The sequence below is a fragment of the Lutibacter sp. genome (genome assembly GCF_016342705.1).
In the GTDB taxonomy this organism is placed as follows: Bacteria; Bacteroidota; Bacteroidia; order Flavobacteriales; family Flavobacteriaceae; genus Lutibacter.
Window position 1 is genome coordinate 84,695 of record NZ_JAEINV010000002.1, and the last position, 24,748, is coordinate 109,442.

Genomic DNA, 24,748 nt, shown 5'->3' on the forward strand with positions numbered 1-24,748 from the left:
GTTTGCAATTATTTTTTTTCTAACAGATGTAAACATATTTTTCCACCTTCAGTGGTATAATACTTTTGCAATTTACTGGTAGGCTTGTTCGGAATTGTTTGTCTTATTAATTCTTGCTCTAATAACCTATCTGTATGGTGTTTAAAATTTTTAGTTTGGTTACTTATACCTAAACAATCTTCTAATATTTCTTTTTTCTTTTTTGGAGCGTATGCATATTTAAGAATCTTAATTTCTTCATTTGTAAGTTGTTTTGCAATTGCGGAATATTTCTCAATTACTTTGTCACTATATTTAGAACCTTTATTAACATCAATATTTATGGCCTTTGCAAGTTCGTTTACTGCTTCTGTTAATTCCTTATATGTTAAGACATATTTAGATTCATCTACTTGGTTACTATCTTGGTTACTAACTTGGTTACTAACTTGGTTACTAACTTGATTACTAGTGATCGCTTTAGGAAAAGACATTCTTAAAAAATTGTCTGAGAATTTGAAACAGTCTTTTGAGTAGAACTCCAAAATACGAGGAATACCAGAACCCAGTTGCTCCACTAAATCTAGATCTTTGAAAATCCTCATAATTTGTTTATTTCTTGGTACCGAAAAACCATCAAAAAATTCCTCCTGACTTAAACCTTCAGGCAAACCACCTGAAGATGTGATTTCTAAACGGTCATCAAAAATTTCAAATTTTGGAGGTACTTCAGTTGCATAATCGTTATGAACAAAAGCATTGATAATAGCTTCTCTCAATGCAATAGGATTCCATAAACGATTTTCTTTACGTTCTTTTGATGTTATCTCTGCGCTTGTTTTATTTTCCAGGTCAATTTTATCTAAAACTTGTTTTGTTGCTTTTATCAATGATTCGTAACCATACTCATTATTTTCAATTAAATTAACACGGTTAAGCCCTTTGTATTTTGCTAATTTTATTGAAACTGCATTTTTATCTGCTAACAAGTAAGCAACATAGTTAAAAGCCCCTTCAACAGTAAGCAATTCTAAATTGGTTGTAAATTTTCCATTTAACTTAACCTCTGTAGCTAGGTAATAAATATGTAATTGCTCAAAAGTTAAATTTTGTTGGTTGGATTTAATTTTACTTATTGAATTACGCGTTCTTTTAGCATATAATTGGTCTATATTTTTTTGAGGCATTGGTTCTGAAGCTGTTCCTATTCTTAAGAAACAACCTTTTTCAGACATTCCGTATTTTTTTAAAAAATAAGGTTTCTCTGGTCCACTAGCTATAATAACTTTAATTATATCCAACCCGTTTTTTTGTTCACTTATAATATCAAACAAACCAATACAAGATGGCGAAATATTGGTTTTAAGGCGGTCCTTTATTTTTAACATATCGCCATCAGTATCTGTAACACCTGTAACATTCCCGTTTTTATCAATACCAATATAAATAATACCACCTTCTTTATAGTTTAAAAAAGCGATTACTTCTTTTTCTAATGCATCGGTTAGTATTTGTTTGTATTCTATACGGTTGGTTTCTTGCATTTTATTTCGTATTGACAGCTTTGAATTGTTTTTTTTCGAGCTCTTTTAACTCAGTTTGAGCAACTATCTTGTTGATGATTAATTTACAGTTCTTCATTAATTCTTTCCCTTTTGAATAATCAGCAGGGAAAAAAAAGTTAACACGTTCTTCCTTCAATAATTCTGAAGCTTTCGCTCTTGATGAATTAGGTTTATAAACAGCAATAGAATAACCTCCTTTGTCTTTAACGAGCTTCATACAAGGTATATCTGTATCTCCATCTCCAAAGTAGACCATATTACTGAAAGGTATAGGTCTTTCATCTTCAGGCGTATACTTATTTATTTTTGAATTATCAGACTCATCTAAAAGACCTTTATTAATTCTAAAAATAAATTGAGTTTTATTAGTATAGTTTATGGCTAAACCAGCTGATTTCGCAACATTATTTTTATCAAACCTAAAAGAACAACCATATATTTTTTTAAAATTATTGGCTATTGATGTACCTTCAAGTATTTCCTTATTACCTGCTGATATTATATAATGTTCAATGGTAGCGTTTTTCTCTTTGGAATATTGATTTATTAACTCAAACCAATTTTCTACACCTTCAAATAATTCTATATTTCTGCCCTTTTCCTTTAATGCATTTCTCGTTAACTCGTTTTCTTTATTATTAGACGTAGCTTTCTCAATCATCAACTGCATATAAGTAATAATGTTGTCGGACTTTTGCTCTTTCGATTCACTATTGACTTCTTTCCAAAATTCTTTTGCTGAGATTCCAATATCCGGGAGGAAAGAGTATTCCTGCATATCTTTTGGAGAGAGCGTTTTGTCAAAATCATAAATGAATGCAATTTTTGTTTTAGTCATAATGTTTTATTTTTTAATTCTTAAATTTGTCATACTCTCCACCACCCCACGCATTAAAACAGGACACAATGGTTTTATGGTGTTTTTTAACTGCTCGTTGATACGTTTGCGTGTTTCTAAGGTATGATAAATGGTAACAATGGCTTCTTGTATTTTAATACTTGGAATGGGCAATTTCACATTACACATATCTACCCAATCAAAAGTTTCTCTAGCGCTTCCCCAAGAGTTAAAACGTGCATAGCGGTCGAACTCGGTACGTTGGAAAAATAAATATAAATATTCGGGTAGTAAATCTTTAGTATTTTTAACTTCAAAAACTGTATAAATTGCGGAAACAATACAATCTTCAGAACTATTCATTGCTAAGGCTATTTTATCACCTCTTCTTGAAGTATCGGCAACATAAACAAATTGACCATTACGGACAATTTTATAGTTATGAAAACTAACACCTGAGATGTTTGCTTTTGATTCTATTAAAACTTTAGAGGTTGATACACCTTGCAAAAACGAAACCTTCAAATCTGAATTTCTTTCATCAGATTGTTGAATATATTCTCCAAGTAATTTTGGTTCTTCTTTTTTTATTAAATCTTCAATATAGGTGTCGCAAATCAATTGCAAATCCTCTAAACTGTTTTCATAGGTTTTTTGGTTGGTAAGTAAGCCATTGTATAGCGCAACATATTTACGTTGTTCATTTATATTTGGGATTGGAATTTCAATTTCGCAAAGTCTATCATAATCTAAACTGGCACGCACACTACTATCGCTAATAAACCAACCATATCTGTCAGATTCTGGTCGTTGAAACCACATCATCATATATTCTGATAACAACTCGTTTTCATCTTTTGATTCAATAACTAAATAAGCCGGTGAAATAATTGCAGGTTCATTTTCAGTATAAAGAGCTAAACGAATGGTTTCATCTCTTCCAACTTGCATAGCAGAATAAGCAAACTGGCCTTTCTGAATGATTTTATACTTTGATAAATCAGTTCCAGAAACATTGGCAACAGAAGTCATAAAGTTTTTGGTGATATTTATTCCCAACAAATTAGTAACCGCTAAATCTTTGTTGCGATTATCAACCAATTGTATGTAGGCGCCCAACTGTTTAAAATTACTCATCTACTTCCTCATTTATGTTAGACAAAAGATTTGTAGATTTATCCTGTAACAGAATTTTCATTTGCGAAATGGCTATTTGGTTAAGTTTTAGTAAACGTTTGTTTTGCGGCAAACCATCATTGATAAATACTGCATTTAAATTTTCGAGATTGGCTAGACATACCAATTGGCTAATATTGGCATAATCACGCATATTTCCTTTTTCATTTGGGTTTTCGTCTTTCCATTGTTTTGCTGTTTTTCCAAAAAGTGCCATATTTAAAATATCTGCTTCATTGGCATACACAAATGAGATTTGTATTTTACTCAGGTTTTGAGGAATTAGGTTTTCTTTTATTGCATCAGTATGAATGCGGTAATTGATTTTTGCCAACTCTCTTTTGGCTGACCAGCCAACAAGTTTTTTTTCTTCTTCTTTTAATCGTTGAAATTCTTTTATAATATACAGTTCGAATTCAACGGAAATCCAACTAGCAAATTTAAAAGCTATGTCTTTATGGGCATACGTTCCACCATATCTTCCTGCTTTAACAATAAATCCTTTGGCGTTGGTTGTATTTACCCATTTTTGTGGAGAAAGTGTAAAGGCATTTAAACCCGCTTTATTTCTAAACCCCTCGAATTCGAGGGGTTTAAAATCTGGGTTATAAAGTGTTTCCCAAATACCTAAAAATTCAATAGTATTACGGTTACGCATCCAATTTGCAATAACAGCACTTGTATCATCCGTTTTATGTTTAGCAATATCAGTCAACGAAATATAATCTTGTTCATTGGTGTTGATTACGGTTATTTCACTTCCCTGAACTTCTATTTTTATATTTTTCTTACTCATAATTCGTATCCAAGGGTTTTGAACGCATTAATCAATTGCTCCTGTGACTCCTTTTCTTCCTGGATTAATACTTTAAATTCTTTTTGTATGCGTTTCATTTCGGTATCAAAGTCAATACCGCTATCACCATCTACAAACTCTATGTATTTACTTGGTACTAAAGAAAAGTCATTTGCTTCCAAATCCTTAAAACTAGCAGATTTACAAAATTCAGGAATGTCTTTGTAGGTCGTATTATAATCGGTTTGTTGCCAATTGTGATAATTTTCAGCTATTTTTTCAATATCATCGGTTGATAATTCAATAAATTTCTTTTCGTATTCGCTACCCCAACGGCGTAAATCCATAAATAAGATTTCTTTTTCACGATTTCGGTAGCTTTTTTGTTTACCGTTAATTTCGGTCGTTCTTTCTTTTTTATTTTTATTGAGAATCCACAGCGTAACGCTAATATCAGTAGTATAAAACGTATTTCTTGGAATAATAATGATTGCTTCTACTAGGTTATTCTCAATTAATTTTCTTCTAATTTTATATTCTTCACCACCACCAGATAAGGCTCCGTTAGCCAATATAAAACCTGCTACACCATTTTCGGATAGTTTAGAAACCATATTCAAAATCCAACCATAATTAGCATTGCTTTTTGGAGGTACATCATACCCTCTCCAACGTGGATCGTCTAATAATTCGTTTTCAGCTCTCCAGTCTTTTTGGTTAAAGGGAGGATTTGCCATAATAAAGTCGGCTTTTAAGTCTTTATGTTGGTCGTTTGCAAAAGTATCTGCATCTTTTTCTCCTAAATTGGCTGAAATCCCACGAATTGCCAAGTTCATTTTTGCCAGTTTATAGGTTGTTTTTGTGTATTCCTGACCGTAAATAGAAACTTCTTGTTTGTTCCCTTGATGGTTCTCAATAAACTTTATAGATTGCACAAACATTCCTCCAGAACCACAAGCTGGATCGTAAATAATACCTTTATACGGCTCAATTAATTCTGCAATTAGGTTTACAATGGTTTTCGGAGTGTAGAATTCTCCCTTTCCTTTCCCTTCTTTAATGGCAAATTTTCTTAAGAAATATTCATAAACACGCCCAACAATATCTTGCTCTTCATCTTCCAGGGTATTTATCTCATTCACTTTATCGATTAAGGAAGCTAGTTTGGATTTGTCTAGTCCTAAACGAGAAAAATAATTATCGGGTAAAGCACCTTTTAAAGCTGGGTTGTCTTTTTCTATGGTATGTAAGGCTGTGTCGATTTTTAATGCAATGTCATTTTGCTTTGCATTCTTGCTTATAAAACTCCATCTTGAAATTTCTTCTAAAAAGAACACGTTATTCATATTGTAGAATTCTTTCATTTCTACATATTTCTCTTTCCCTTCAGCAATTAATTCAGCTTTGCGTTCTTCAAATTTATCGCTTGCAAATTTTAGGAATATCAATCCTAAAACAACGTGCTTGTATTCTGAAGGCTCTACTGAACCTCTTAATTTGTCGCAAGATTGCCAAAGTGTTTCTTCTATATTTTTTGATTTTGGATTTGGAGTATTTTGTTTTGCCATTATAGTTTTTAAATTCTGCTAATTTTTATGAGTTTTTGTTAATGCTTGTCATTTGTTTTTTAGAATAGAAACTATTAAAAATACATTGACATACTGATAGTAATTGACTATTAGCCTGGAGAATTGTGGTAAATATCTTCATAACATTTGTTTTTACTTGATAATGGGCAAAGCCTTGTTTATCAAACAAGGTTAAAAGTACTTAAAATAATTTAAGCTTTAAATGATAAATGTTAATTTTTATACTGTTTGTTTTTGGTTGGTTGATGCCATTTAAAATGTGAAGTTTTTAGAAACTTATTTTAATAAATTATTCTATATTTGAAGCGTAGGTTTTCATAGGCCTACATCTTTTTCATAGCAATTTTTTTTTAAAAAGCTCCTTTCTAGGAGCTTTTTTATTTATGCTTTATGGAATTTCCATTAATTGTAACGACGAAATGGAATTTCGGTAAGAGCTTCTTCTATTTCATTGCTTTTATATCTGATTAAATTTCCAATACGGTACGGTTTTAGAATTCCTTTCTTATTCCAGTCGGATATAGTTACCATAGAAATTTTAAAAATTTCAGCTACTTGTTTCCGGGTTAAGTATTCTAATGGTTTTTCTTTTTTTGTTTCAAGAAGTAATTCCTGAATAACTTCTTTTAAACTTAAGATTAATGCTTCTTTAAATTCATCAGGCGTGATGTTGTGTAGTAAAATAGTTGATTTTGATTCCATAATTTATTCATTTTAAACCTATTAAAATTATGAAATAATTTTTAAGTTCTTTTATCAATAGAATTTTGGCTAAAGCTTATTAAATTAAACATTGCTCTTAATCTGCTTCTAACCCTATTACCGTAACGTTTTTCAATTTCTTGTGCGTTGAGGTTGGTGGTGATGTGGGTTTTACTATGGTTGTTAGTGATTGGTTGTTGGCTGTTGGCTTTCACTTCGACTTCGCTCAGTGAGCGATTTTCAATAATCTGAGGATGACGTGTAAAAAGGTCATAGCGCGATAGTAAAATTTCTCCTAATACGTTGAGGTCCTTTCCGTAATGGCTTCCTTTTGGCTCCACTCCTAAATCGTCAAAACAGTAATTTTTTGATTGGTTGTATTGCTCCAGGGTTTCAAAACCGGATGAGTTGAAGCTGAATACAATATTCCTGGTTGGAATAATTTCATAGCTTGTTTTGTGTGGCGCCAAGTGTAACAATAATTTCATTAAAGAGGTTTTTCCACAACCTACTGGACCTGTCAATAATATTCCTTTGTTGGTGTCGATTCCCATTTGAGCACAACTGTAATGGTCTTGAATGTAATAGCAGCATAATTTAAAAATTAGCGGTTCGTCTTCTTTGTAGATTTTGAAGTTTTTGCCAAATAGCAAATGTCCTTTGATGTTAAGGTAGGTTTTTATTTTTTCAAAATCGTAGTGAATTACATTATCTCTAATTTCTCCTATTTGGAATTTTGAGGTTCCTTCGGTTTTGATATGAGGTGTTGGGTTCATAGTGGTCATTTTTAGTTTTTGAATTTTTTTGGCGTATAAAAACTTATTTTTAGGTTTCCTTGGTGTTCTTTTCATTTTGCCTTGATGCAAAACGAAACAAAAAATCAAGACTGATTTTAATTTCTTTGAATTCTACAATTGTTTTGCTTTCGCCACCAGACCGCTTCGCTCTTTGGTTTGCTCAAACGCTTCACAATTTTGAATTTCTACAAAAATTCAAATAGGTCGGGTTTGATTTAGGTTCATTAGATAAGATTCCCAGTCAAGCTGAGAATGACGTTTTTTATTTTTACAAAGGTTCATCGTAATTTTTGTTTTGGTTGGTGTGGAGGTTGTCTTGAAAATGGTCAAGTGGTAAATTGTTTTCATTGTTTGTTCTCGACTGCGCTCGAACTGACAAATTCATTTCTTTTGCTTTTAGCATCCAACTTCTGGCCGTAGCTTGCCAATCGACCATTTTTGTTTTTCCTCCAACTTTCCATCCAATTCCCTGGTAATGATTGAAGAATTTTTTGGCTTCCAATTCTGGATAATTTTCTTTTTTAAAAAATTCTAAAATCAATTTTTCTTTTGCGATTGCCTCTAGTTTAATAAAGTTTATATTATGTTTAAACATGTTTGTATTAGATACCAGCGCTTGTCCATTTATGGTAGAGTCTAAATACAAGTCTTGCTTATCGCTTGTACTGAAATTAAACAACTTCACTTTGCTGCCTTTAAAAGGATTGTGCGATGGGCTGTAAAGAATATATTTCCAATGACTTAACTCTTTAATACAGCGATGATATGTTGTATTAGAACCAATTTTAGAAAACTTCATTATTTCTTCTCGATTTATATAAAATTCATTAGGAAATCGGTTGTAGTTCCAAAACTGGAATAAAGCAATGTATAAGCTTATATGTGTTGGATTTAAGCGGTTATCTTTTGAAAATTGATCTAATACACCGTTGAGGTGTTTGATGTAATTCATAGGGTTGAATTTGAAGTTTAAAAACTTTTGTACTTCTGTAAATTTGCCAAAAAAACATAAATTAATCTTCTGATTTATTTACAGTATTTTGGTCTAGTACTTTCATTATTTCAACATAATCGTAGTAGATAACACCTCCCATTTTTGTGTATGGAATTGTTCCGTTTATTCTGAGGTTTTGTAATGTTCCGGTTGAAATACCTAAAAGTTTTCTTACTTCTGGAGATTTTAACCATTTTTTAGCTTGTGGTTCTGTTTGATTTGTAATTAACAATTTAATGTCATTTAACAAGTCTACTTTGAATTCATTTAAATCTTCTGGAGTAATAATTTTTGCTGCCATCTTTTACAATTTTTAAGTTATTAATAATTAAAGAGGTTATTTGTTTCTCTTTATAAAGCAAAGATGTGCAAGATATTTTTCCTAATTTCCCAAGGTTACTATGAAATTTTAAAACATTTTATTTGAACTTATTTCATACTCTTTAATGCTCCAATTTTAGAATTAAAATTTCTGAAGCATCAAATTTTATGAGAGAAAATTTTTTGGAATAATTTCCCAAGTTGGGGAATTATTTTTCAGATTCTGCTATTTGTTTTTCTAAGTTAGCACTTAACTGTCTCAAAAACTTAGTGTTACTTAATTTACGCCTCTTAATTTCTTGGAAAGTCCTGTAATAATCTCCCAATTTAATATTAAACATAATTTCAAAGGTTTCAGCAATTTCTTTTATCTCAATTTGACCATTATTTATTGCTTTAGTTCCAAATAAGGCGTAAATCAATTCCACTAAATAAACTTTTTTAGCTGTCCAGGTTAAGTTTGATTTTTTATTATTTAAATAATAGGAATTATTATTTTGATTCGAATCGAGCTTTACAATTTCAGCATTAAAATATATGATTGCTTTTTCAAAGGCTTTGAATTTTGAAAATGTTGTATCTAGATTTGTTGTAAACTCATCATCTGAATAAGACTCTTCAAAATCAAATTGAATATTGATGTTTTTGTTTTTTCTTAAAAAAAATAATTCATCTGAATGATGGCCATTTTTTTGATAATAGTGATAGAATAATAGATGATCATTAAAATATGTCTGCATCACCCTTAATTCATTTTCCAAATATTTCTTTTGAACTTTTACATTCCCTTTCGGTACTTTACTTATGACCTTAAATATTTTGGCATAATAAATAAATTTTGAAACTAATCTTGGCTTTATTATTTTAAAGAATTCAATTTCATCGGATTTAGACTTAAACTCATTTGTTAAAACAATTTTTCTTGTTTCTTTTAAAGCCTGTCGAATTTTAGTGATACATTTTTCTGAAGTTATTAAAATATCATCGTTTTCAATTTCAATATGTTTTAATTCTTTTTCTAAATCTTTTACGATTTTAACGCATAGTTTATTCACAATCTTTTTAAGTATTTTTTGAGATGTAATAACTTAAATCAATGCATCATTATCCATATTTATTAAAAATATAGATATCATAACAATTATATTGATTTAAAGAAATTTGCAATTATTTTTAATAGCAAAATAGCATAAAAATAATGAAAAGCACAAATCATTTTCCCTTAAAATAACCTTATAAAAAATTAAAATTTACTATTTAAACTGATTTTTTAGAATTTGTAGAAGTACTGTTTTCAGCTGCTTTAGAATTTTTAATCGCCAATTTTCCTTTTAAAATTGCCATATCATCACTTACCTTTCTGTCCAAAATTTTAGCGTAGTGTTGCGTTGTTTTTAAAGATTTATGACCAAGCATTTTACTTACAGACTCAATAGGCACTCCGTTTGTTAACGTTACGGTTGTTGCAAATGTATGACGCGCTAAATGAAATGTTAAGTTTTTTGTGATTCCACATAGGTCTGCTATTTCTTTTAAATAGGAATTCATTCGTTGATTGCTTAAAATTGGTATAATAGCATTACTATTAACTATGTCGGGATGATTGCTGTACTTGTCTATTACTACTTGAGCATTGGATAAAATTGGTATATTACTTCTTGTATCCGTTTTAGTTCTTTTTGTTTTAATCCAATAATTCCCATCAATTCCACGAACAATATTGTCTTTGGATAACTTTTTAACATCCACATACGATAAACCAGTATAACAACTAAAAATAAAAATATCCCTTACTAATGCCAACCTTGGAATATGCACCTCTTTTTCTATAATCTTTTGAATCTCTTCCTCAGATAAAAACTCTCTATCTACAATTTTTAATTTTGCCTTCCAGTTAAAGAATGGATCCTTCCCAATCCAATCATTTGCATACGCTATACGAACAATCTTTTTGAAATTTGTGATATATTTTACTGCAGAATTATGGCCGCAGTTTCTTTCTGTTTTTAAAAAATATTCATAACCTGTAATAAATTTATGGTCCACATCCTTAATAGGTATATCATCCATCTTATATTCTTTTTGAATGTACTCTTCTAACCTCATCTTAGCAGTTTTATATCTTACCGCTGTGAGTGGTGCAAAATCTTTACCTACTAAATTTTCAACTTGGTCATTGTGCTCCTGGAACAACTTCAACACCATTTTGTTATTTTCGTTTTTTCCCAGATACGTATCTCGTATTTGAATTGCCGAAAAAGTACTATTCTGCTCAATAAACTGCTGGTGTATTTTATTGATTTTGTTCGAAATCACATCAATATATTGATTTATTTCTTGTGCCTCTTTAGAAAAACCTCTTACTCTATTCGCGGATTGATTCCATTTATCAACTGGAACTTTTCTTTTAATACTGAATTCCGAACGCTTACCATTGACAGTAATTCTAAGGTAAATGTTAGCTTTTGCATTAAAGTCTGCTTTGCTTTTTTTGATATAAAATAGTAGTGAGAAGGAATTATTCATAGTTTTTTTTGCAATTTTAAAGTATAAATATACAAAAAATAAATCAAAAAATATTTTGAAGACCTATATTTTTCAAGCTATACAGCGCTATTCGGGGTCAGTTGATGTCTAATTTTTTAGTGACCCCGAATAAGCCCCCTTTTATTTAGTTTTTATTGCGTTTTATTGGTTATTTTGAAGAATAAGTAAAATTAAAAAACCCTATAAACATAGTGTTTATAGGGTTTTGTTGTTTTTTGTGTTTTTAAAAGTGGAGAAGATGGGAGTCGAACCCACTACCTTTTGACTGCCAGTCAAACGCTCTAGCCAGATGAGCTACATCCCCAAGTTAGATTTTTCAAAAATAACTAAAAAAGCTTCGTAAAAATATATTTACGAAGCTTTTTTTATAATTAATTTCAGCTATTAATATCTGTAGTATTCTGGCTTAAATGGTCCTTCAACCTCAACACCAATATATTTTGCTTGATCTTCACGTAAGGTTTCCAATTCAACACCAATTTTAGCTAAATGTAAACGTGCTACTTTTTCATCTAAATGTTTTGGTAACATATACACTTCATTTTTATAAGCATCGCGGTTATTCCATAATTCTAATTGTGCTAATGTTTGGTTTGTAAATGAATTACTCATCACAAAACTTGGATGACCAGTTGCACAACCTAAGTTAACTAAACGTCCTTCTGCCAACAAAATAATTTCATTGTTACCAATGGTGTATTTATCAACCTGAGGTTTAATTTCAACTTTGGTATTTCCGTATGTTTTGTTCAACCAAGCCATATCAATTTCATTATCAAAATGTCCAATGTTACAAACAATTGTTTTGTCTTTCATTGCTTCAAAATGACGCGATTGTACAATGTCTTTATTTCCTGTAGTTGTAATTACAATATCTGCATTTCCAACAACAGTATCTAAACGTTTCACTTCAAAACCATCCATTGCAGCTTGTAACGCACAAATTGGATCAATTTCTGTAACTGTAACAATAGAACCTGCTCCTTTAAATGAAGCTGCTGTTCCTTTTCCAACATCTCCATATCCACAAACTACAACTCTTTTACCAGCCAACATAACATCTGTTGCTCTTCTAATTGCATCTACAGCGCTTTCTCTACATCCGTATTTATTATCAAATTTAGATTTAGTAACAGAATCGTTTACATTAATTGCTGGCATTGGCAATGTTCCAGCTTTCACTCTATCATATAAACGGTGAACACCGGTTGTAGTTTCTTCAGATAAACCATTAATTCCTGCAGCTAATTCTGGGTAACGATCTAACACCATATTGGTTAAATCTCCACCATCATCTAAAATTAAGTTCAACGGTTTTCTGTCTTCGCCAAAAAATAAGGTTTGTTCAATACACCAGTCAAATTCTTCTTCATTTAATCCTTTCCAAGCATACACAGAAACTCCAGCAGCAGCAATTGCAGCAGCAGCTTGATCTTGGGTTGAAAAAATATTACAAGAACTCCAAGTAACCTCAGCACCTAAATCTACTAACGTTTCAATTAACACAGCCGTTTGTATTGTCATATGCAAACAACCAGCAATTCTTGCACCAGCTAATGGTTTTTGTCCTTTAAACTCTTCTCTTAAACTCATTAGACCTGGCATTTCTGCTTCCGCTAATTGAATTTCTTTACGTCCCCAATCTGCAAGATTGATGTCTTTTACTTTATATTTTACGTAAGTTGATGTTTCTGTACTCATATTTATTAAATTTGCTTGTTTATTAAAAACAATTAAAAGTTTATAATTTTTTTAGATTTTGCAAAAGTACAAAATCCATTTGAGAAACTAAATGCCTTTATATAAAACAATTACACCAAATTCATTTACTTCAATTTTTGTTTGGAAAATTGAGGAAACTTTTGATGCGCTAAATTCAACTATAGAGTTGACTGACAGTAGTAAAGAACGTCTTTTTTCTATGAAATCTGAATTGCATCAGCGTGGCTTTTTAAGTGTTCGACATTTATTAAAAGCTGCTGGTTATAGCGATGCTGACTTATATTATAATGATAACGGAAAACCTCATTTAAAGGATGGTAAACATATTTCTATCACACATTCCTTTACTTTTTCGGCAATAATTGTTAGTGATGTTGAAGTTGGCATTGATATTGAAAAAAACAGAGAAAAAATAAAAATAATTCAACATAAGTTTGTGAATTTTGAACGTTGGTTTATTAGCGAAGATGATGATTATATTGAACAATTAACGGTTATTTGGGGAGGAAAAGAAAGTTTGTACAAGATTTATCCGCACGGTGGATTAACTTTTAAAAACGATATAGATATTGAATCTTTTAAAATGAAAGACGGAAAAACCAAAGGACATATTAGAACGTATGATTGGGATAAATTTTACGACATTGGTTTTGAGCAATTAAATGATTTTACCTTGGTGTATGCCTTAGATACTAATAACAATGATTGATTCAATTCTTTCTCACATACAAGAAGCTTCAAAAAAAGGTGAAAAATTATTAGCCATTTTATTAGACCCTGATAAAACTAGTTTAGAAGAGATTCCTTCAATTTCAAAAAAAATTGAAACTTTAAAAGCCAACTTTATTTTTGTTGGTGGAAGCACTGTTGAAAACGGATTAACTGACACCTTTGTTGAAATATTAAAAAAAAATACTCAAATTCCTGTAGTGCTTTTTCCAGGAGATTACTCACAAGTAAGCAATAAAGCTGATGCATTGTTATTTTTATCATTGCTTTCTGGTAGAAATCCTGAATATTTAATTGAACAACAAATTAAAGCTGTTCCGTTTTTAAAAAATTCAACCTTAGAAATTATTCCAACAGGTTACATTTTAATTGATGGAGGCACAAATTCATCCGTTTTAAAAGTTAGTAAAACAACACCAATACCTCAAAATAATATTAATTTAGCAGTAACAACAGCGGTTGCAGGGATGTATAAAGGCAAACAACTTATTTATTTGGAAGCTGGTAGCGGAGCAAAAATGGTGGTGAATTCTAATATTATTTCAGAAGTTAAAAAAAACATATCAATTCCATTAATAGTAGGTGGCGGCATTCGTTCTAAGGAACAATTGACAAATGCTTATGAAAATGGGGCCGACGTAGTTGTTATTGGAACCGCTTTTGAAAATAATACATTTCAAAATATATGACAGAACTATTTAATATTCTTTTTGGCCAATACAGCAATTATGAAACCATTGATATTTCACTAGAAATTATTGCAGTAATTTTTGGTTTTTTATCTGTTTGGAGTTCTAAAAATAATAATATTTGGGTATATCCAACTGGAATGATCAGCACCAGTATTTTTGTGTATTTATTGCTAAAATGGGGATTATTAGGTGATATGATGATAAACGGTTATTACTTTATTATGAGCGTTTATGGTTGGTATATTTGGACACGAAAAGTAGATGAAACGCATCACACTCCAATTACATCAACAACAAAAAAAGAGAACATAACTTCAGCAATTATATTTATTTTAACCTTGTTTTTTGTATTTATAGTGTACAAAAGTTTTGATAAATGGACCAGTTGGGTTGCCTATGTTGATACAATTACAACGGCTATTTTCTTTGTTGGAATGTGGTTAATGGCTCGAAAAAAAATAGAAAACTGGATTTATTGGATTATTGGGGATATAATTTCTGTACCATTATATTTTTATAAAGGATTTACCTTTACAAGTTTTCAATACCTTATATTTACTTTTATTGCAATTTTTGGATATTTAGAATGGAAGAAGCTCTTAAACAAAAAAATATAAACATTGCTAAAGTTGTTTTATACGGACCTGAAAGTTCTGGAAAAACAACACTTGCAAAACATTTAGCCAGGCACTACAATACCGTTTGGGCACCCGAATATGCGCGTGAATACTTACAAGATAAATGGAACAACAATCGTGAAACTTGTGAAAATTCAGATCTATTACCAATTGCTGTTGGGCAAATGAAATTAGAAAATGAATTGGCGCAAAAAGCTGATAAGCTATTGATTTGTGATACTGATTTATTGGTGACAAAAATTTATTCTGAAGAATATTACGGAGGTTATGTGCATCCAGATTTAGAAAAAGCGGCAATTTCAAACAAATATGATTTATATCTTTTAACATATATTGATACGCCTTGGGAAGAAGACGATTTGCGAGATAGACCAAATCAACGTTTAGAAATGTTTAATGCTTTTGAAGCTGGATTGAAAAAACACAACCGTCCATATATTATTTTAAAAGGCGAAAAAAAAGAACGATTAGAAACAGCCATTGCTGAGATAGATAAAATATTAAAAGCTTTACCTAATTTACAAAGCTATCCAAGTAAAAAATAATGAATAAAGAAGCCATAATAAAAGAATTAAATTTTAAAGCAGTTAGAAGTGGTGGTGCTGGCGGACAACATGTAAACAAAGTTTCTTCAAAAGTGGAATTAATTTTTGACCTTCAAAATTCTTCTGAATTTTCTGATGATGAAAAAATACTTCTTATAAAAAATTTACAATCAAAATTAACCAAGGAAAATATGCTTTTATTAAATTGTGATGAAAGCAGAAGTCAGCATAAAAACAAAGAACTAGTTATAAAGCGTTTTTTTTCTATTATTGAAAACGGCTTAAAAGTTCCCAAAAAAAGAAAAGCAACAAAACCAACCAAATCTAGTATTCAAAAACGAATAGATAAAAAGAAAAATGTTGCTATAAAAAAGGTTTTAAGACAAAAGCCTAATTTTTAGTAATTAAAAATTCAAACAAATTATTCTATAATACAATTATTATAGTTAAGTTTGCATCGTCTCAAAAAGGGGTGCCTAAAACGGCTGAGATCAAACCCAATGAACCTGAACAGGTAATGCTGTTAAGGGAAAAACTAAACACACAACGTGTTTAATGGCAAACAGTTAATTATTCAAACCATCGATTAATTACCTCTTTTTAAATCGTTTTATTTTAAAAAAATGAAACAAAAATCAAATTATTATTTTCAAAAAGCGAAGGTATTAGTAGCTTTAGTATTTATGGTATTTAGCATTCAAATAAATGCCCAAGAATTATTTAAACTATCTGGTAGAGTTACAGATGGAACAACTCCTTTACCCGGAGCAAGTATTTTAATTAAAGGAACTTCCACTGGAGTTTCAACAGATTTTGAAGGAAATTTTACTATTTCCTTAAAAAAAGGAACCTACATTTTAGTGGTAAGTGCCATTAGTCAGCCAAAAGAAGTATCTGTAAATTTAAACAAAAACACATTTATTACTATTGATATGGCTGATAGTTTTGTAAACTTAAATGAAGTACTGGTTTCAGCAACACGTGCCAATGAAAAAACGCCAATTGCGTTTACAAACATTTCTAAAAAAGAAATGGAAGCTTCTAACTTAGGACAAGATTTACCTATTTTATTAGACCAATTACCTTCAGTTGTTACAACTACTGATGCTGGTGCAGGTGTTGGTTATACAGGTATTCGTGTTCGTGGTTCAGATGCCACAAGAGTAAATGTTACCATTAACGGAATTCCTTACAATGACAGTGAAAGTCACGGAACATATTGGGTAAATATGCCTGATTTCTCATCTTCTGTAGAAGATATTCAATTACAACGAGGTGTTGGAACTTCCACAAATGGTTCAGGTGCTTTTGGAGCAAGTTTAAATATTAAAACACAATCAGCACAAAAAGAAGCATACGCAGAAACCTCAAATTCAGTAGGTTCATACGGAACAAGAAAACACAATTTAAGTATTGGCTCAGGTATTAGAAACAACTTTTACGCAGCTGCTAGATTGTCTAAAATTTCAAGTGATGGCTATGTAGATAGATCTGCTTCGGACCTGTCATCTTATTATACAGAATTAGGTTATATCACTGAAAAAACTTCATTAAAAGCCATCGTTTTTGGTGGTCAGGAAATTACCCAACAAGCTTGGTATGGAACTCCAAAAGCTGTGATAGAAAAAGATGTAGATGGTATTCAAACATTTATAGATCACGAAGGGTATGGTTTTTCAGACGAACAAATTGCTAACTTATTAAGTAATCCTGGTAGAACATACAACCATTACACCTATAAAAATGAAGTTGATAATTATAAACAAACGCATTATCAATTACTTTTTGACCAAACAATTAATGATTATTTAAACCTAAATATTGCCGGGAATTACACTTCAGGAAAAGGGTATTTTGAACAATTTAAACCTTTTGAAGAAGTTGGAGATTATTTTCCAAACAACTCAAATGTTGATGAAGAAGGAGCTGTAATTAGACGTAGATGGCTAGACAATGGTTTTTATGCGTTGGTATATAATTTAAATTACAAAAAAGAAAGTTTGAATATTACCTTAGGTGGTGGTTTCAACAAATATGACGGTGATCATTTTGGCGAATTAATTTGGGATTCTTTTCCCGTTGAAATTAATTCTGAAGCTCAATATTATTTTAGCAATGGCGAAAAAAAAGAGTTTAATACGTACTTAAAAACTGAGTACGATATTAATGAAAAAACCTTGGCATTTGTTGACTTACAATACAGAACTATTGATTACAAATCTAAAGGAACAACATCAGATTTATTGGGGATTAATGTGAAAAAAGACTACCAGTTTTTCAATCCTAAATTTGGATTGAGCTATACTTTTGATGCTAAAAATTCTGTGTATGGATCTTTTTCAATTGCAAATAGAGAACCAAATAGAGACGATTTAATTAAAAATCCAGTAACACCAAAATCAGAACAATTACAAGATTTTGAGTTTGGTTATAAATTTAAAACCTCAAATTCATACGTAATTACCAATCTTTATTATATGAATTATAAAGATCAATTAGTTTTAACTGGTGAACTTGATGATGTTGGTGATGCTATTAGACAAAATGTAGATAAAAGTTATAGAGCTGGAATTGAAATACAAGCTGGATATAAGTTTTCTGACAAATTTAGGATTGATGCAAACGCCACATTAAGCGAAAATAAAATTAAACAATTTGAGTATATTGTTTATGATAGCCAATACGATCCAATTACATGGGAAGACACTGCTTATAATGCAATTTCAACCACTTTTAAAAATACAGACATTTCATTTTCACCAAGTATTGTTGCTGGAAGCACCATTTCTTATGCGCCAACTAAAAAGTTGATACTTGGTTTTATTTCTAAATATGTTGGAAAACAATATTTAGACAATACTACAAGTAATTTTAAAAGTATGGATGCTTATTTTACTAATAACTTCAATGCTTCACTAAAACTTAACCCAAGTTGGGTAAAAGAAATCTCGTTAAATTTATTGGTAAATAATATTTTTAATAAGGAATATGTTTCAAACGGCTATACCTATAGTTATTATTACCGACCAACAAATTCAAATGCCCCCGCAATTACTGAGTTGTTTTATTATCCACAAGCAACAAGAAATTTTTTAATAGGAACTACTATTAAATTTTAATTTTTAAAATGGGAGTAAATGAAATTAAAACACCATTTACTTCCATTTAATTTATTCTTTAAATGAAGCATTGTAAAAACTCATTCCCAACGTTGCCTTATTATTATGATCAAATAATGTAGCATTATCCCAATGAGAACCATTCCCCCAAAGTGTACTACAACTAGTAGAAACCCAAGCTGGCTCCCAATAAACAATCCCTTCACCGCCAGCATTTTTAACTATTTCTTTTAATTTATTTAAATAATTAAGTTGACCAATTTCCGAAGCTGGATACCCTGTAACTAAAGCATTGCTATCTAAAATATTATTTGCACTATCTGCATTTTCTAACGTAAACGGATACGCTGTTTCTACAATCATTAACCTTTTTTTATAAGTATCTACTAAAGTTTTTAAAGGAGTTAAAAGGTTATTTAACTTATATTCTGACCAAATTGGGTAATAGGATAATCCTATCCAATCAAAATCTGTAATTCCATTTTGGGTGGCATCTTTAAACCACCACAAACCATTTTCTGGTTGAGCAATATGCAACATCACTTCAATATTTTTATTTTTTTCTTTTGAAACAGCTCTAATAGCTTTAATTCCTTTATTTATTAATATGGAATTTCTTACCCAATCAATAGGCCATTTTAATTCTCCATGTTGCAAAATCATTGGGTTAATTTCATTTCCTACTTGAACAATATCAGGCAATAAATTGGCACTTGCCAAATTATTTAAAGTTTCATACGTATAGTTGTATACTAATTCTGATAAAACCGTAGTGTTATTAATATTAGTAAGCCAAGCGGCTGGAATTTCTTGATTTGCAGGATCTGCCCAAGTATCTGAATAATGAAAATCCAACAACACGCTCATTCCTTCAGCTTTTGCTTTGGTAATCGTTAGTTTAACATCTTCAAAATTAGAATAATTAGTCCAAGTAGGATTATGCCATAAACGAACACGAACCAAATTTGTACCAGCTTCACTAAATATTTTATAAGGGTTTTTTACAATTCCATCACTATTTTTATACGTAGCTCCGCAATCTAACATTTCGTTTACGTAAGATAAATCCGCACCATAATAAAAACTAATCACTTTTTCTGGAGTTTCAATAATTTCATCATCACTTTGGGCAACGTTAGAATCTCCACAGGAGAAACAGCAAATTAGCAAGGTAAGATGTACTATTTTATAAAGGCTTTTCATTGAATAAAACTTATAATTGTATATTATACATTTATAAAGATATAAAAAACATTTAATTAATCTACCTATTTGTAAAAATTAAAAAGTGTAGCTAAATTGTAGCTTCAAATTAAGCTACTTTTAAGTAGTAGCTCCACCAGGGCTACAAATTTATTTATTAACAGACTTTAAAAAAACCTTAAAACTACGGGAATACTAAATATAACGCACTCTAAACCCTTATTTAACAATAGAGACAACCGAACACCTAAAACCGATTAAAAACAGATACAAACGAAAATAAACGACACAAAAAACGACACACTTTTAATTATTAGTTAAAGTGTGTCGTTTTTTTAATATCTTTGATATGGTTAAAGTCTTATATTATGGCAACATTCAAATTTACACTCCGAAAAGGAAAAGAAACCTCAGCACTTATTTACATTAATTACAGTTACGGTACTGAAAATAGAATACGGTATTCAACCGGGTTGAAAATTATTAACTCTAAAAATTGGAGTGTAAAATATCAAAACGTTAAAAATGTTAATGAAGAGGTAAACAAAACTAATATTAATAACCAACTAAATAAAACAAAAACATTTTTAGAGGGTTTATATTCAGACCTAACAATTAATAGAGGTTTAACCGTTACAAACCTATTACTAACTAATGAGCTCGATATATTTTTTAAAAAGAAAACCAGGCAACAAAATAATATTAAACACCTGGAGTTTTTACCTTTTTTCAAATGGTACATTGAGCATTATAAAATAAATGCCTTACCACAAACTAAAAAACCTTTAGCAAAAAACACCTCAAAAACTTACTCCAATAGCTATAATATATTTAAAAAGTTTAATGATACTGTTTATACATTGAAGTATGACAAACTTACTTTAGATTTTTACGATGATTTTTTAAAGTACTTATATAATTCAAATTACTCCACAAATTATATAGGCACTCAAATAAAGATTTTAAAAACTATTTTGAATGCTGCATTCGAAAAAGATTTTCACAACAATACAGATTTTAAAAAACGCTATTTTACAAAACCTACTGAAGAGATAAACAATATTTATTTAACAGAAAATGAACTTTTAAAAATTTATAATGCCGATTTAACAGACTACAAAACAGTTATAAAAAACAAAACTTTGAAACTGACTAAAACAATGTTAGAAAATGCAAGAGATTTATTTTTAATTGGTGCAAATACGGGTTTGAGAATTTCAGATTTTAACAACCTATCTAAAAACAATATTATTACTGCTAATGGTATTCAGTATTTAAACGTTACCACTACTAAAACCGGTGCAAATTTAACCATACCAATAAATCCAATGGTTAACGCTATTCTAAAAAAAAGAAACGGTACACCACCTCAAACAATGCCGGAACAACATTTAAACTATGCCATTAAACAAATTGGATCCATTGCCAAAATAAATACAATAGAAACCAAAACAGTTACAAAAGGGGGTAAAAAATCAACTATAAAATATTTTAAATACGATTTAATAAGTAGTCATACTGCAAGACGTTCGTTTTGTACCAATGCCTATAAATCCGGAATGCCTACAATTGATATTATGGCTATTAGTGGACACAAAACTGAAAAGGTATTTTATAACTATATAAAAGTGAATAATATTGAACGTGCTGAAAAAATAAGATTAAATAAATTTTTTACTAATAATAATTTAAAACTAGCTTAATTATGACAACAACACAAAAAGAAAACGCAAACCAATTAAAACAATTTCAAACAGAATTTAACCGCTTAAAGACTTTAAGAGAATTGCTTTTAAGTAAAAAACACTAAATTTATTGTTACAAATTAAAAGGAGGGTAAAACCTCCTTTACTGGCTATTTATACATTATGAAATTGGAATACAAAGGCAATAATATATTTGAATATATTATTAGTAATTCAGAAAAAAAGGAACTTAATAAATTAAAAATTTATTTTACAAACCTCCTTAATGATTATATGATAAATGAAAGAGAAGAAATTGACATTCAACTGGCACCACATTTATTAAATAGTCATAAAATTGCTGAACTGCATAACATTAGAGGTCATATAATACGAGATTTAGATTATAACGACCAATTTCAAAATGTATTTAGTATTAATACTGGAAAAGTTGAATTTAACAATACAACGGATTTTCTTTATTTCGCTAATAGTTATCAAATTTTAATCGACACTTCAAGAGCTGAAAGAGTTTTAAAAAACATTTTAAGAGTTAAAACAATTGAAAGAATGATTGAGATTGATTATAAAAATGAAATTGAAATTCAATTTAATGTTAGTGAGAATTATTCTAAAAATTACACAAAATATTTCACTCCTTACGGTTTTGAATTATTTCAGCATATTGATAAGGCTTATTTTGAAAATAAAAAACCAACTAAATATTCTGAAATATATCATTTTTTATATGGCATAGATGATTTTAAAATTAATTGCTATAAAACTGATTTTCAAAAATTTTTATTAACCTATAACGGAACTAAATTTTCAAAAATAGGTAATTCGAAAAACGAAAAAGGTTTAAATAAATATTTAAACGACCTCAAAAAAGAATTTATTGAAAGTAATAACATACCATATAAAAACGATTAAAAAAGAAATGAAATATTTCAGAAATAGAATGAAATAGTCTGAAATACTTCGAATGTAATTTTACACCATAGTTTAATAAAAAATTTAATATTATGGTAGTAAACAACAGTATTACACAATTACACAACTGCACTCCGGAACAACTAACAGAACAAATACTTCAAGGAGTACAAAACAAGTTAAACGAGTTTAAAAAGGAATTAGAGCCAAACAGTAAAGAAACCTATTTAACGAGGTTACAAACTGCAAAAATGCTCTCTATTAGTTTAACAACATTAAACGACTGGAGTAATAAAGGACTTTGCAAAAGTTATAAATATGGAAACCGTACCTATTACAAATTAAGTGAGATTGAAACTAATTTAAACAACTCAAATACTTTGTAATTATGAATGCAAAAAATGTAATTCCTCCGGCTAAACAAAGATTTGAACGTAAATTTTATAGAGTGTGCAATGAAATTGAATTTAAAAAAGATTACTTAATTACATTCTCTAAAGAGCCAAAGAAAAATGATGTTTTCACACGCAAAATAAGAATTGAAAAATATCTAGGAAAAGGTTATAAAAACACAAAAAGAAAAGATTTTAAAATTATATTGAGGTTAAGAACAGACACAAATTGGGAAAGGTGCTATTTATGGACTGGTTTACTACCTAGCCAAAATAAACGTTCTTTTTTTGGAGATATTCCCGAAATTAATTTTGAAACTTCAAAATACATAAAAAAACATTTAATAGTAATACAATTTTCTGACGACTGGAAAACTATTGTTTTAGATGTTTTTAAAGGGTTTATACCAAAGAATAATAAGGAAACTTTTAACATACTTCAAGAACACCCTTTCATTTATAATAATTCATTAAAATACTTAAAATCAGCATAATTATAAAATAAAAAACGGTGCTATAATTGGCACCGTTTTTATACAAAAAATGTGTTACTGGCTAAAGTCATACACACGTCAAATATACAAAATAATGAATTTAAAGGCTAAAATAATACATCAATAATATGAACGATAAAACAAATTATATCAAACTACCAATATGGTTTATACAAATGTCATCTAACAAAAATACACCATTTTACTTAACTCCATTTGAACAACAACTATACTTGTTAATAAGAGGTTTGTGTAATTCGGGTAAGTGTTATGCCAATGATAACTATTTTCGTAAAATTTTTAAAGTCAGCACTAAACACGTCAATAAAAGTATGAATAAACTAGAGTATTACGAATTGATTAAAAGAGTTCACCAAAATAATAAAAGGTATATTGAATTATATAACAATATAAAGGAGGGTCAAGTATTGGTTTGTTTTGGAGAAAAAAAAGAAATAACAGTAATTACACAAAAAGGTGCATATAAATACTCTAAAGATGATGCACACCTTTTAAGTATTAATGACCTTGAAAAATTGTAACTACTCAATATTTCAATAAGTTTAGTGCAATGCACCTAAAGGTTAAATACAATACACCTAGAGGTTTAATACAATACACCTAGAGGTTAAGTGCAATACACCTAGAGGTTTAATATATATAATAATATAAATAATATTAAAAATAAAAGAGAGATATACACTCTCTTTTTTATTTAGTGTATTATTGATTAAGAAAATATTAAAAATAAAATACCCGGTATGGGGTCAAATCCATACACAAAACAATATACCTACATCGACTGCTAGTTAGAATTTTACTTACTGTAAATTTATACAAAGGGGGGGGTTAAATATTAATATATTAAATACTTATAAAACATTATTGTAAAAAATAACCCTCCTAATTTAAAACTAGGAGGGTAAAAAAATTGCTATGAAAAAGATTTTTGAGGTGAACCCTCAAATTTTCAATTGTAAAAATAACATAATATTTGAGTTTACAAAAGTTACTGTATTAAAAAACTTCAAAACAAATTATTCAACCATTAACAACGTTAGTATATAATGTTAAAACGTATTTAAATGCGTTTTAAAGAACTTTTACAGAATAAACGACACAAAAAACGACACACTTTTAAAATGCCTACTCAAACTCTTAATGTTTATAGGGGTTTAAAATAATTATTCGTAGCTCCACCAGGACTCGAACCTGGATCAAAAGTTTAGGAAACTTCTATTCTATCCCTTGAACTATGGAGCCTTTAAAAAACAGTATAAAATTACGGATAA

Annotated in this window: 24 protein-coding genes and 2 tRNA genes; 11 read left to right on the plus strand and 15 right to left on the minus strand. The window is 29.7% G+C overall.

Going from position 1 to position 24,748, the window contains the following annotated elements:
• Positions 1 to 8: 8 nt before the first annotated feature.
• From JEY78_RS02345 to ahcY, 13 genes are all read right to left on the minus strand, one after another.
• Positions 9 to 1,523, minus strand: coding sequence for an RNA-binding domain-containing protein (locus JEY78_RS02345; protein ID WP_291846474.1), 1,515 nt, complete (start codon positions 1,521 to 1,523; stop codon positions 9 to 11).
• Between the two features lies 1 nt (position 1,524).
• Complete coding sequence (locus tag JEY78_RS02350; RefSeq protein ID WP_291846476.1) at positions 1,525 to 2,382, minus strand: HAD family hydrolase; 858 nt, start codon at positions 2,380 to 2,382, stop codon at positions 1,525 to 1,527.
• Between the two features lie 6 nt (positions 2,383 to 2,388).
• Complete coding sequence (locus JEY78_RS02355; protein WP_291846478.1) at positions 2,389 to 3,519, minus strand: restriction endonuclease subunit S; 1,131 nt, start codon at positions 3,517 to 3,519, stop codon at positions 2,389 to 2,391.
• Positions 3,512 to 4,354, minus strand: coding sequence for a KilA-N domain-containing protein (locus JEY78_RS02360; protein ID WP_291846480.1), 843 nt, complete (start codon positions 4,352 to 4,354; stop codon positions 3,512 to 3,514). The genes JEY78_RS02355 and JEY78_RS02360 overlap by 8 nt, the downstream gene beginning before the upstream one ends.
• Positions 4,351 to 5,922 (minus strand): class I SAM-dependent DNA methyltransferase, encoded by a 1,572-nt coding sequence (locus JEY78_RS02365; RefSeq protein ID WP_291846482.1) that lies wholly within the window; start codon positions 5,920 to 5,922, stop codon positions 4,351 to 4,353. Before JEY78_RS02365 ends, JEY78_RS02360 begins: the two co-directional genes overlap by 4 nt.
• A 423-nt stretch (positions 5,923 to 6,345) precedes the next feature.
• Positions 6,346 to 6,645, minus strand: a complete 300-nt coding sequence (locus tag JEY78_RS02370; protein WP_291846484.1) for a helix-turn-helix domain-containing protein — start codon at positions 6,643 to 6,645, stop codon at positions 6,346 to 6,348.
• A 41-nt stretch (positions 6,646 to 6,686) separates the two neighbouring features.
• Positions 6,687 to 7,421 carry an ATPase gene (locus JEY78_RS02375; protein ID WP_291846814.1) on the minus strand — a complete coding sequence of 245 codons (735 nt, stop codon included), beginning with the start codon at positions 7,419 to 7,421 and terminating at the stop codon, positions 6,687 to 6,689.
• A gap of 289 nt (positions 7,422 to 7,710) precedes the next feature.
• Entirely contained in the window at positions 7,711 to 8,394 is a 684-nt protein-coding gene (locus tag JEY78_RS02380; RefSeq protein ID WP_291846486.1) for a hypothetical protein, read from the minus strand.
• A 61-nt stretch (positions 8,395 to 8,455) separates the two neighbouring features.
• Positions 8,456 to 8,737 (minus strand): helix-turn-helix domain-containing protein, encoded by a 282-nt coding sequence (locus JEY78_RS02385; protein ID WP_291846488.1) that lies wholly within the window; start codon positions 8,735 to 8,737, stop codon positions 8,456 to 8,458.
• Between the two features lie 229 nt (positions 8,738 to 8,966).
• Positions 8,967 to 9,812 carry an RteC domain-containing protein gene (locus JEY78_RS02390; RefSeq protein WP_291846490.1) on the minus strand — a complete coding sequence of 282 codons (846 nt, stop codon included), beginning with the start codon at positions 9,810 to 9,812 and terminating at the stop codon, positions 8,967 to 8,969.
• 202 nt (positions 9,813 to 10,014) lie between these two features.
• Positions 10,015 to 11,283, minus strand: coding sequence for a site-specific integrase (locus JEY78_RS02395; RefSeq protein ID WP_291846492.1), 1,269 nt, complete (start codon positions 11,281 to 11,283; stop codon positions 10,015 to 10,017).
• A 251-nt stretch (positions 11,284 to 11,534) separates the two neighbouring features.
• Positions 11,535 to 11,608, minus strand: a tRNA-Ala gene (locus JEY78_RS02400).
• Positions 11,609 to 11,688: 80 nt separating this feature from the next.
• Complete coding sequence (gene ahcY / locus JEY78_RS02405) at positions 11,689 to 13,005, minus strand: adenosylhomocysteinase (protein WP_291846494.1); 1,317 nt, start codon at positions 13,003 to 13,005, stop codon at positions 11,689 to 11,691.
• A gap of 91 nt (positions 13,006 to 13,096) precedes the next feature.
• On the opposite strand from ahcY, the gene JEY78_RS02410 reads away from it, so the two are divergent.
• The 6 genes from JEY78_RS02410 (at position 13,097) to JEY78_RS02435 (ending at position 18,749) form a co-directional block, all read left to right on the plus strand.
• On the plus strand, positions 13,097 to 13,735 hold the full coding sequence (locus JEY78_RS02410) for a 4'-phosphopantetheinyl transferase superfamily protein (RefSeq protein ID WP_291846495.1): 639 nt from the start codon (positions 13,097 to 13,099) through the stop codon (positions 13,733 to 13,735).
• Positions 13,728 to 14,444, plus strand: coding sequence for a geranylgeranylglyceryl/heptaprenylglyceryl phosphate synthase (locus tag JEY78_RS02415; protein WP_291846497.1), 717 nt, complete (start codon positions 13,728 to 13,730; stop codon positions 14,442 to 14,444). The genes JEY78_RS02410 and JEY78_RS02415 overlap by 8 nt, the downstream gene beginning before the upstream one ends.
• Entirely contained in the window at positions 14,441 to 15,064 is a 624-nt protein-coding gene (pnuC, locus tag JEY78_RS02420) for a nicotinamide riboside transporter PnuC (protein ID WP_291846498.1), read from the plus strand. The genes JEY78_RS02415 and pnuC overlap by 4 nt, the downstream gene beginning before the upstream one ends.
• The gene (locus tag JEY78_RS02425) at positions 15,034 to 15,630 is read left to right on the plus strand and encodes an ATP-binding protein (RefSeq protein ID WP_291846499.1); all 597 of its coding nucleotides are present in this window, start codon (positions 15,034 to 15,036) and stop codon (positions 15,628 to 15,630) included. The genes pnuC and JEY78_RS02425 overlap by 31 nt, the downstream gene beginning before the upstream one ends.
• Positions 15,630 to 16,031, plus strand: a complete 402-nt coding sequence (arfB, locus tag JEY78_RS02430) for an alternative ribosome rescue aminoacyl-tRNA hydrolase ArfB (RefSeq protein ID WP_291846501.1) — start codon at positions 15,630 to 15,632, stop codon at positions 16,029 to 16,031. Before JEY78_RS02425 ends, arfB begins: the two co-directional genes overlap by 1 nt.
• Before the next feature lie 222 nt (positions 16,032 to 16,253).
• Positions 16,254 to 18,749 (plus strand): TonB-dependent receptor, encoded by a 2,496-nt coding sequence (locus tag JEY78_RS02435; protein ID WP_291846502.1) that lies wholly within the window; start codon positions 16,254 to 16,256, stop codon positions 18,747 to 18,749.
• Between the two features lie 51 nt (positions 18,750 to 18,800).
• Here the strand turns inward: JEY78_RS02435 and JEY78_RS02440 are convergent, their stop codons facing one another.
• Positions 18,801 to 19,952, minus strand: coding sequence for a glycosyl hydrolase 53 family protein (locus tag JEY78_RS02440; protein WP_291846503.1), 1,152 nt, complete (start codon positions 19,950 to 19,952; stop codon positions 18,801 to 18,803).
• Between the two features lie 368 nt (positions 19,953 to 20,320).
• On the opposite strand from JEY78_RS02440, the gene JEY78_RS02445 reads away from it, so the two are divergent.
• The 5 genes from JEY78_RS02445 to JEY78_RS02465 all read left to right on the plus strand — a co-directional run bounded on the left by JEY78_RS02445 (position 20,321) and on the right by JEY78_RS02465 (position 23,998).
• A complete protein-coding gene (locus JEY78_RS02445; protein ID WP_291846504.1) occupies positions 20,321 to 21,655 on the plus strand; it encodes a tyrosine-type recombinase/integrase in 1,335 nt (444 codons plus the stop codon).
• Between the two features lie 165 nt (positions 21,656 to 21,820).
• Positions 21,821 to 22,570: a hypothetical protein gene (locus JEY78_RS02450; RefSeq protein WP_291846505.1), complete on the plus strand. Its 750-nt coding sequence runs from the start codon at positions 21,821 to 21,823 to the stop codon at positions 22,568 to 22,570.
• A 92-nt stretch (positions 22,571 to 22,662) separates the two neighbouring features.
• Positions 22,663 to 22,956 (plus strand): helix-turn-helix domain-containing protein, encoded by a 294-nt coding sequence (locus tag JEY78_RS02455; protein WP_291846506.1) that lies wholly within the window; start codon positions 22,663 to 22,665, stop codon positions 22,954 to 22,956.
• Positions 22,957 to 22,958: 2 nt separating this feature from the next.
• The gene (locus tag JEY78_RS02460; RefSeq protein WP_291846507.1) at positions 22,959 to 23,456 is read left to right on the plus strand and encodes a hypothetical protein; all 498 of its coding nucleotides are present in this window, start codon (positions 22,959 to 22,961) and stop codon (positions 23,454 to 23,456) included.
• Between the two features lie 332 nt (positions 23,457 to 23,788).
• Positions 23,789 to 23,998 (plus strand): hypothetical protein, encoded by a 210-nt coding sequence (locus JEY78_RS02465; protein WP_291846508.1) that lies wholly within the window; start codon positions 23,789 to 23,791, stop codon positions 23,996 to 23,998.
• Between the two features lie 649 nt (positions 23,999 to 24,647).
• Here the strand turns inward: JEY78_RS02465 and JEY78_RS02470 are convergent.
• Positions 24,648 to 24,719 (minus strand) — tRNA-Arg (locus JEY78_RS02470).
• Between the last annotated feature and the right edge of the window lie 29 nt (positions 24,720 to 24,748).

What these genes read in the sequence shown, in the direction of transcription:
- pnuC (WP_291846498.1), top strand. Translation starts at nt 14,441, where the DNA reads ATGACAGAACTATTTAATATTCTTTTTGGCCAATACAGCAATTATGAA.
- JEY78_RS02375 (WP_291846814.1), bottom strand. Translation starts at nt 7,421, where the DNA reads ATGAACCCAACACCTCATATCAAAACCGAAGGAACCTCAAAATTCCAA.
- JEY78_RS02435 (WP_291846502.1), top strand. Translation starts at nt 16,254, where the DNA reads ATGAAACAAAAATCAAATTATTATTTTCAAAAAGCGAAGGTATTAGTA.
- ahcY (WP_291846494.1), bottom strand. Translation starts at nt 13,005, where the DNA reads ATGAGTACAGAAACATCAACTTACGTAAAATATAAAGTAAAAGACATC.
- JEY78_RS02350 (WP_291846476.1), bottom strand. Translation starts at nt 2,382, where the DNA reads ATGACTAAAACAAAAATTGCATTCATTTATGATTTTGACAAAACGCTC.
- JEY78_RS02365 (WP_291846482.1), bottom strand. Translation starts at nt 5,922, where the DNA reads ATGGCAAAACAAAATACTCCAAATCCAAAATCAAAAAATATAGAAGAA.
- JEY78_RS02355 (WP_291846478.1), bottom strand. Translation starts at nt 3,519, where the DNA reads ATGAGTAATTTTAAACAGTTGGGCGCCTACATACAATTGGTTGATAAT.
- JEY78_RS02360 (WP_291846480.1), bottom strand. Translation starts at nt 4,354, where the DNA reads ATGAGTAAGAAAAATATAAAAATAGAAGTTCAGGGAAGTGAAATAACC.
- JEY78_RS02450 (WP_291846505.1), top strand. Translation starts at nt 21,821, where the DNA reads ATGAAATTGGAATACAAAGGCAATAATATATTTGAATATATTATTAGT.
- JEY78_RS02460 (WP_291846507.1), top strand. Translation starts at nt 22,959, where the DNA reads ATGAATGCAAAAAATGTAATTCCTCCGGCTAAACAAAGATTTGAACGT.
- JEY78_RS02380 (WP_291846486.1), bottom strand. Translation starts at nt 8,394, where the DNA reads ATGAATTACATCAAACACCTCAACGGTGTATTAGATCAATTTTCAAAA.
- arfB (WP_291846501.1), top strand. Translation starts at nt 15,630, where the DNA reads ATGAATAAAGAAGCCATAATAAAAGAATTAAATTTTAAAGCAGTTAGA.
- JEY78_RS02395 (WP_291846492.1), bottom strand. Translation starts at nt 11,283, where the DNA reads ATGAATAATTCCTTCTCACTACTATTTTATATCAAAAAAAGCAAAGCA.
- JEY78_RS02425 (WP_291846499.1), top strand. Translation starts at nt 15,034, where the DNA reads ATGGAAGAAGCTCTTAAACAAAAAAATATAAACATTGCTAAAGTTGTT.
- JEY78_RS02455 (WP_291846506.1), top strand. Translation starts at nt 22,663, where the DNA reads ATGGTAGTAAACAACAGTATTACACAATTACACAACTGCACTCCGGAA.
- JEY78_RS02370 (WP_291846484.1), bottom strand. Translation starts at nt 6,645, where the DNA reads ATGGAATCAAAATCAACTATTTTACTACACAACATCACGCCTGATGAA.
- JEY78_RS02445 (WP_291846504.1), top strand. Translation starts at nt 20,321, where the DNA reads ATGGCAACATTCAAATTTACACTCCGAAAAGGAAAAGAAACCTCAGCA.
- JEY78_RS02415 (WP_291846497.1), top strand. Translation starts at nt 13,728, where the DNA reads ATGATTGATTCAATTCTTTCTCACATACAAGAAGCTTCAAAAAAAGGT.
- JEY78_RS02410 (WP_291846495.1), top strand. Translation starts at nt 13,097, where the DNA reads ATGCCTTTATATAAAACAATTACACCAAATTCATTTACTTCAATTTTT.
- JEY78_RS02465 (WP_291846508.1), top strand. Translation starts at nt 23,789, where the DNA reads ATGAATAAACTAGAGTATTACGAATTGATTAAAAGAGTTCACCAAAAT.
- JEY78_RS02345 (WP_291846474.1), bottom strand. Translation starts at nt 1,523, where the DNA reads ATGCAAGAAACCAACCGTATAGAATACAAACAAATACTAACCGATGCA.
- JEY78_RS02385 (WP_291846488.1), bottom strand. Translation starts at nt 8,737, where the DNA reads ATGGCAGCAAAAATTATTACTCCAGAAGATTTAAATGAATTCAAAGTA.
- JEY78_RS02440 (WP_291846503.1), bottom strand. Translation starts at nt 19,952, where the DNA reads ATGAAAAGCCTTTATAAAATAGTACATCTTACCTTGCTAATTTGCTGT.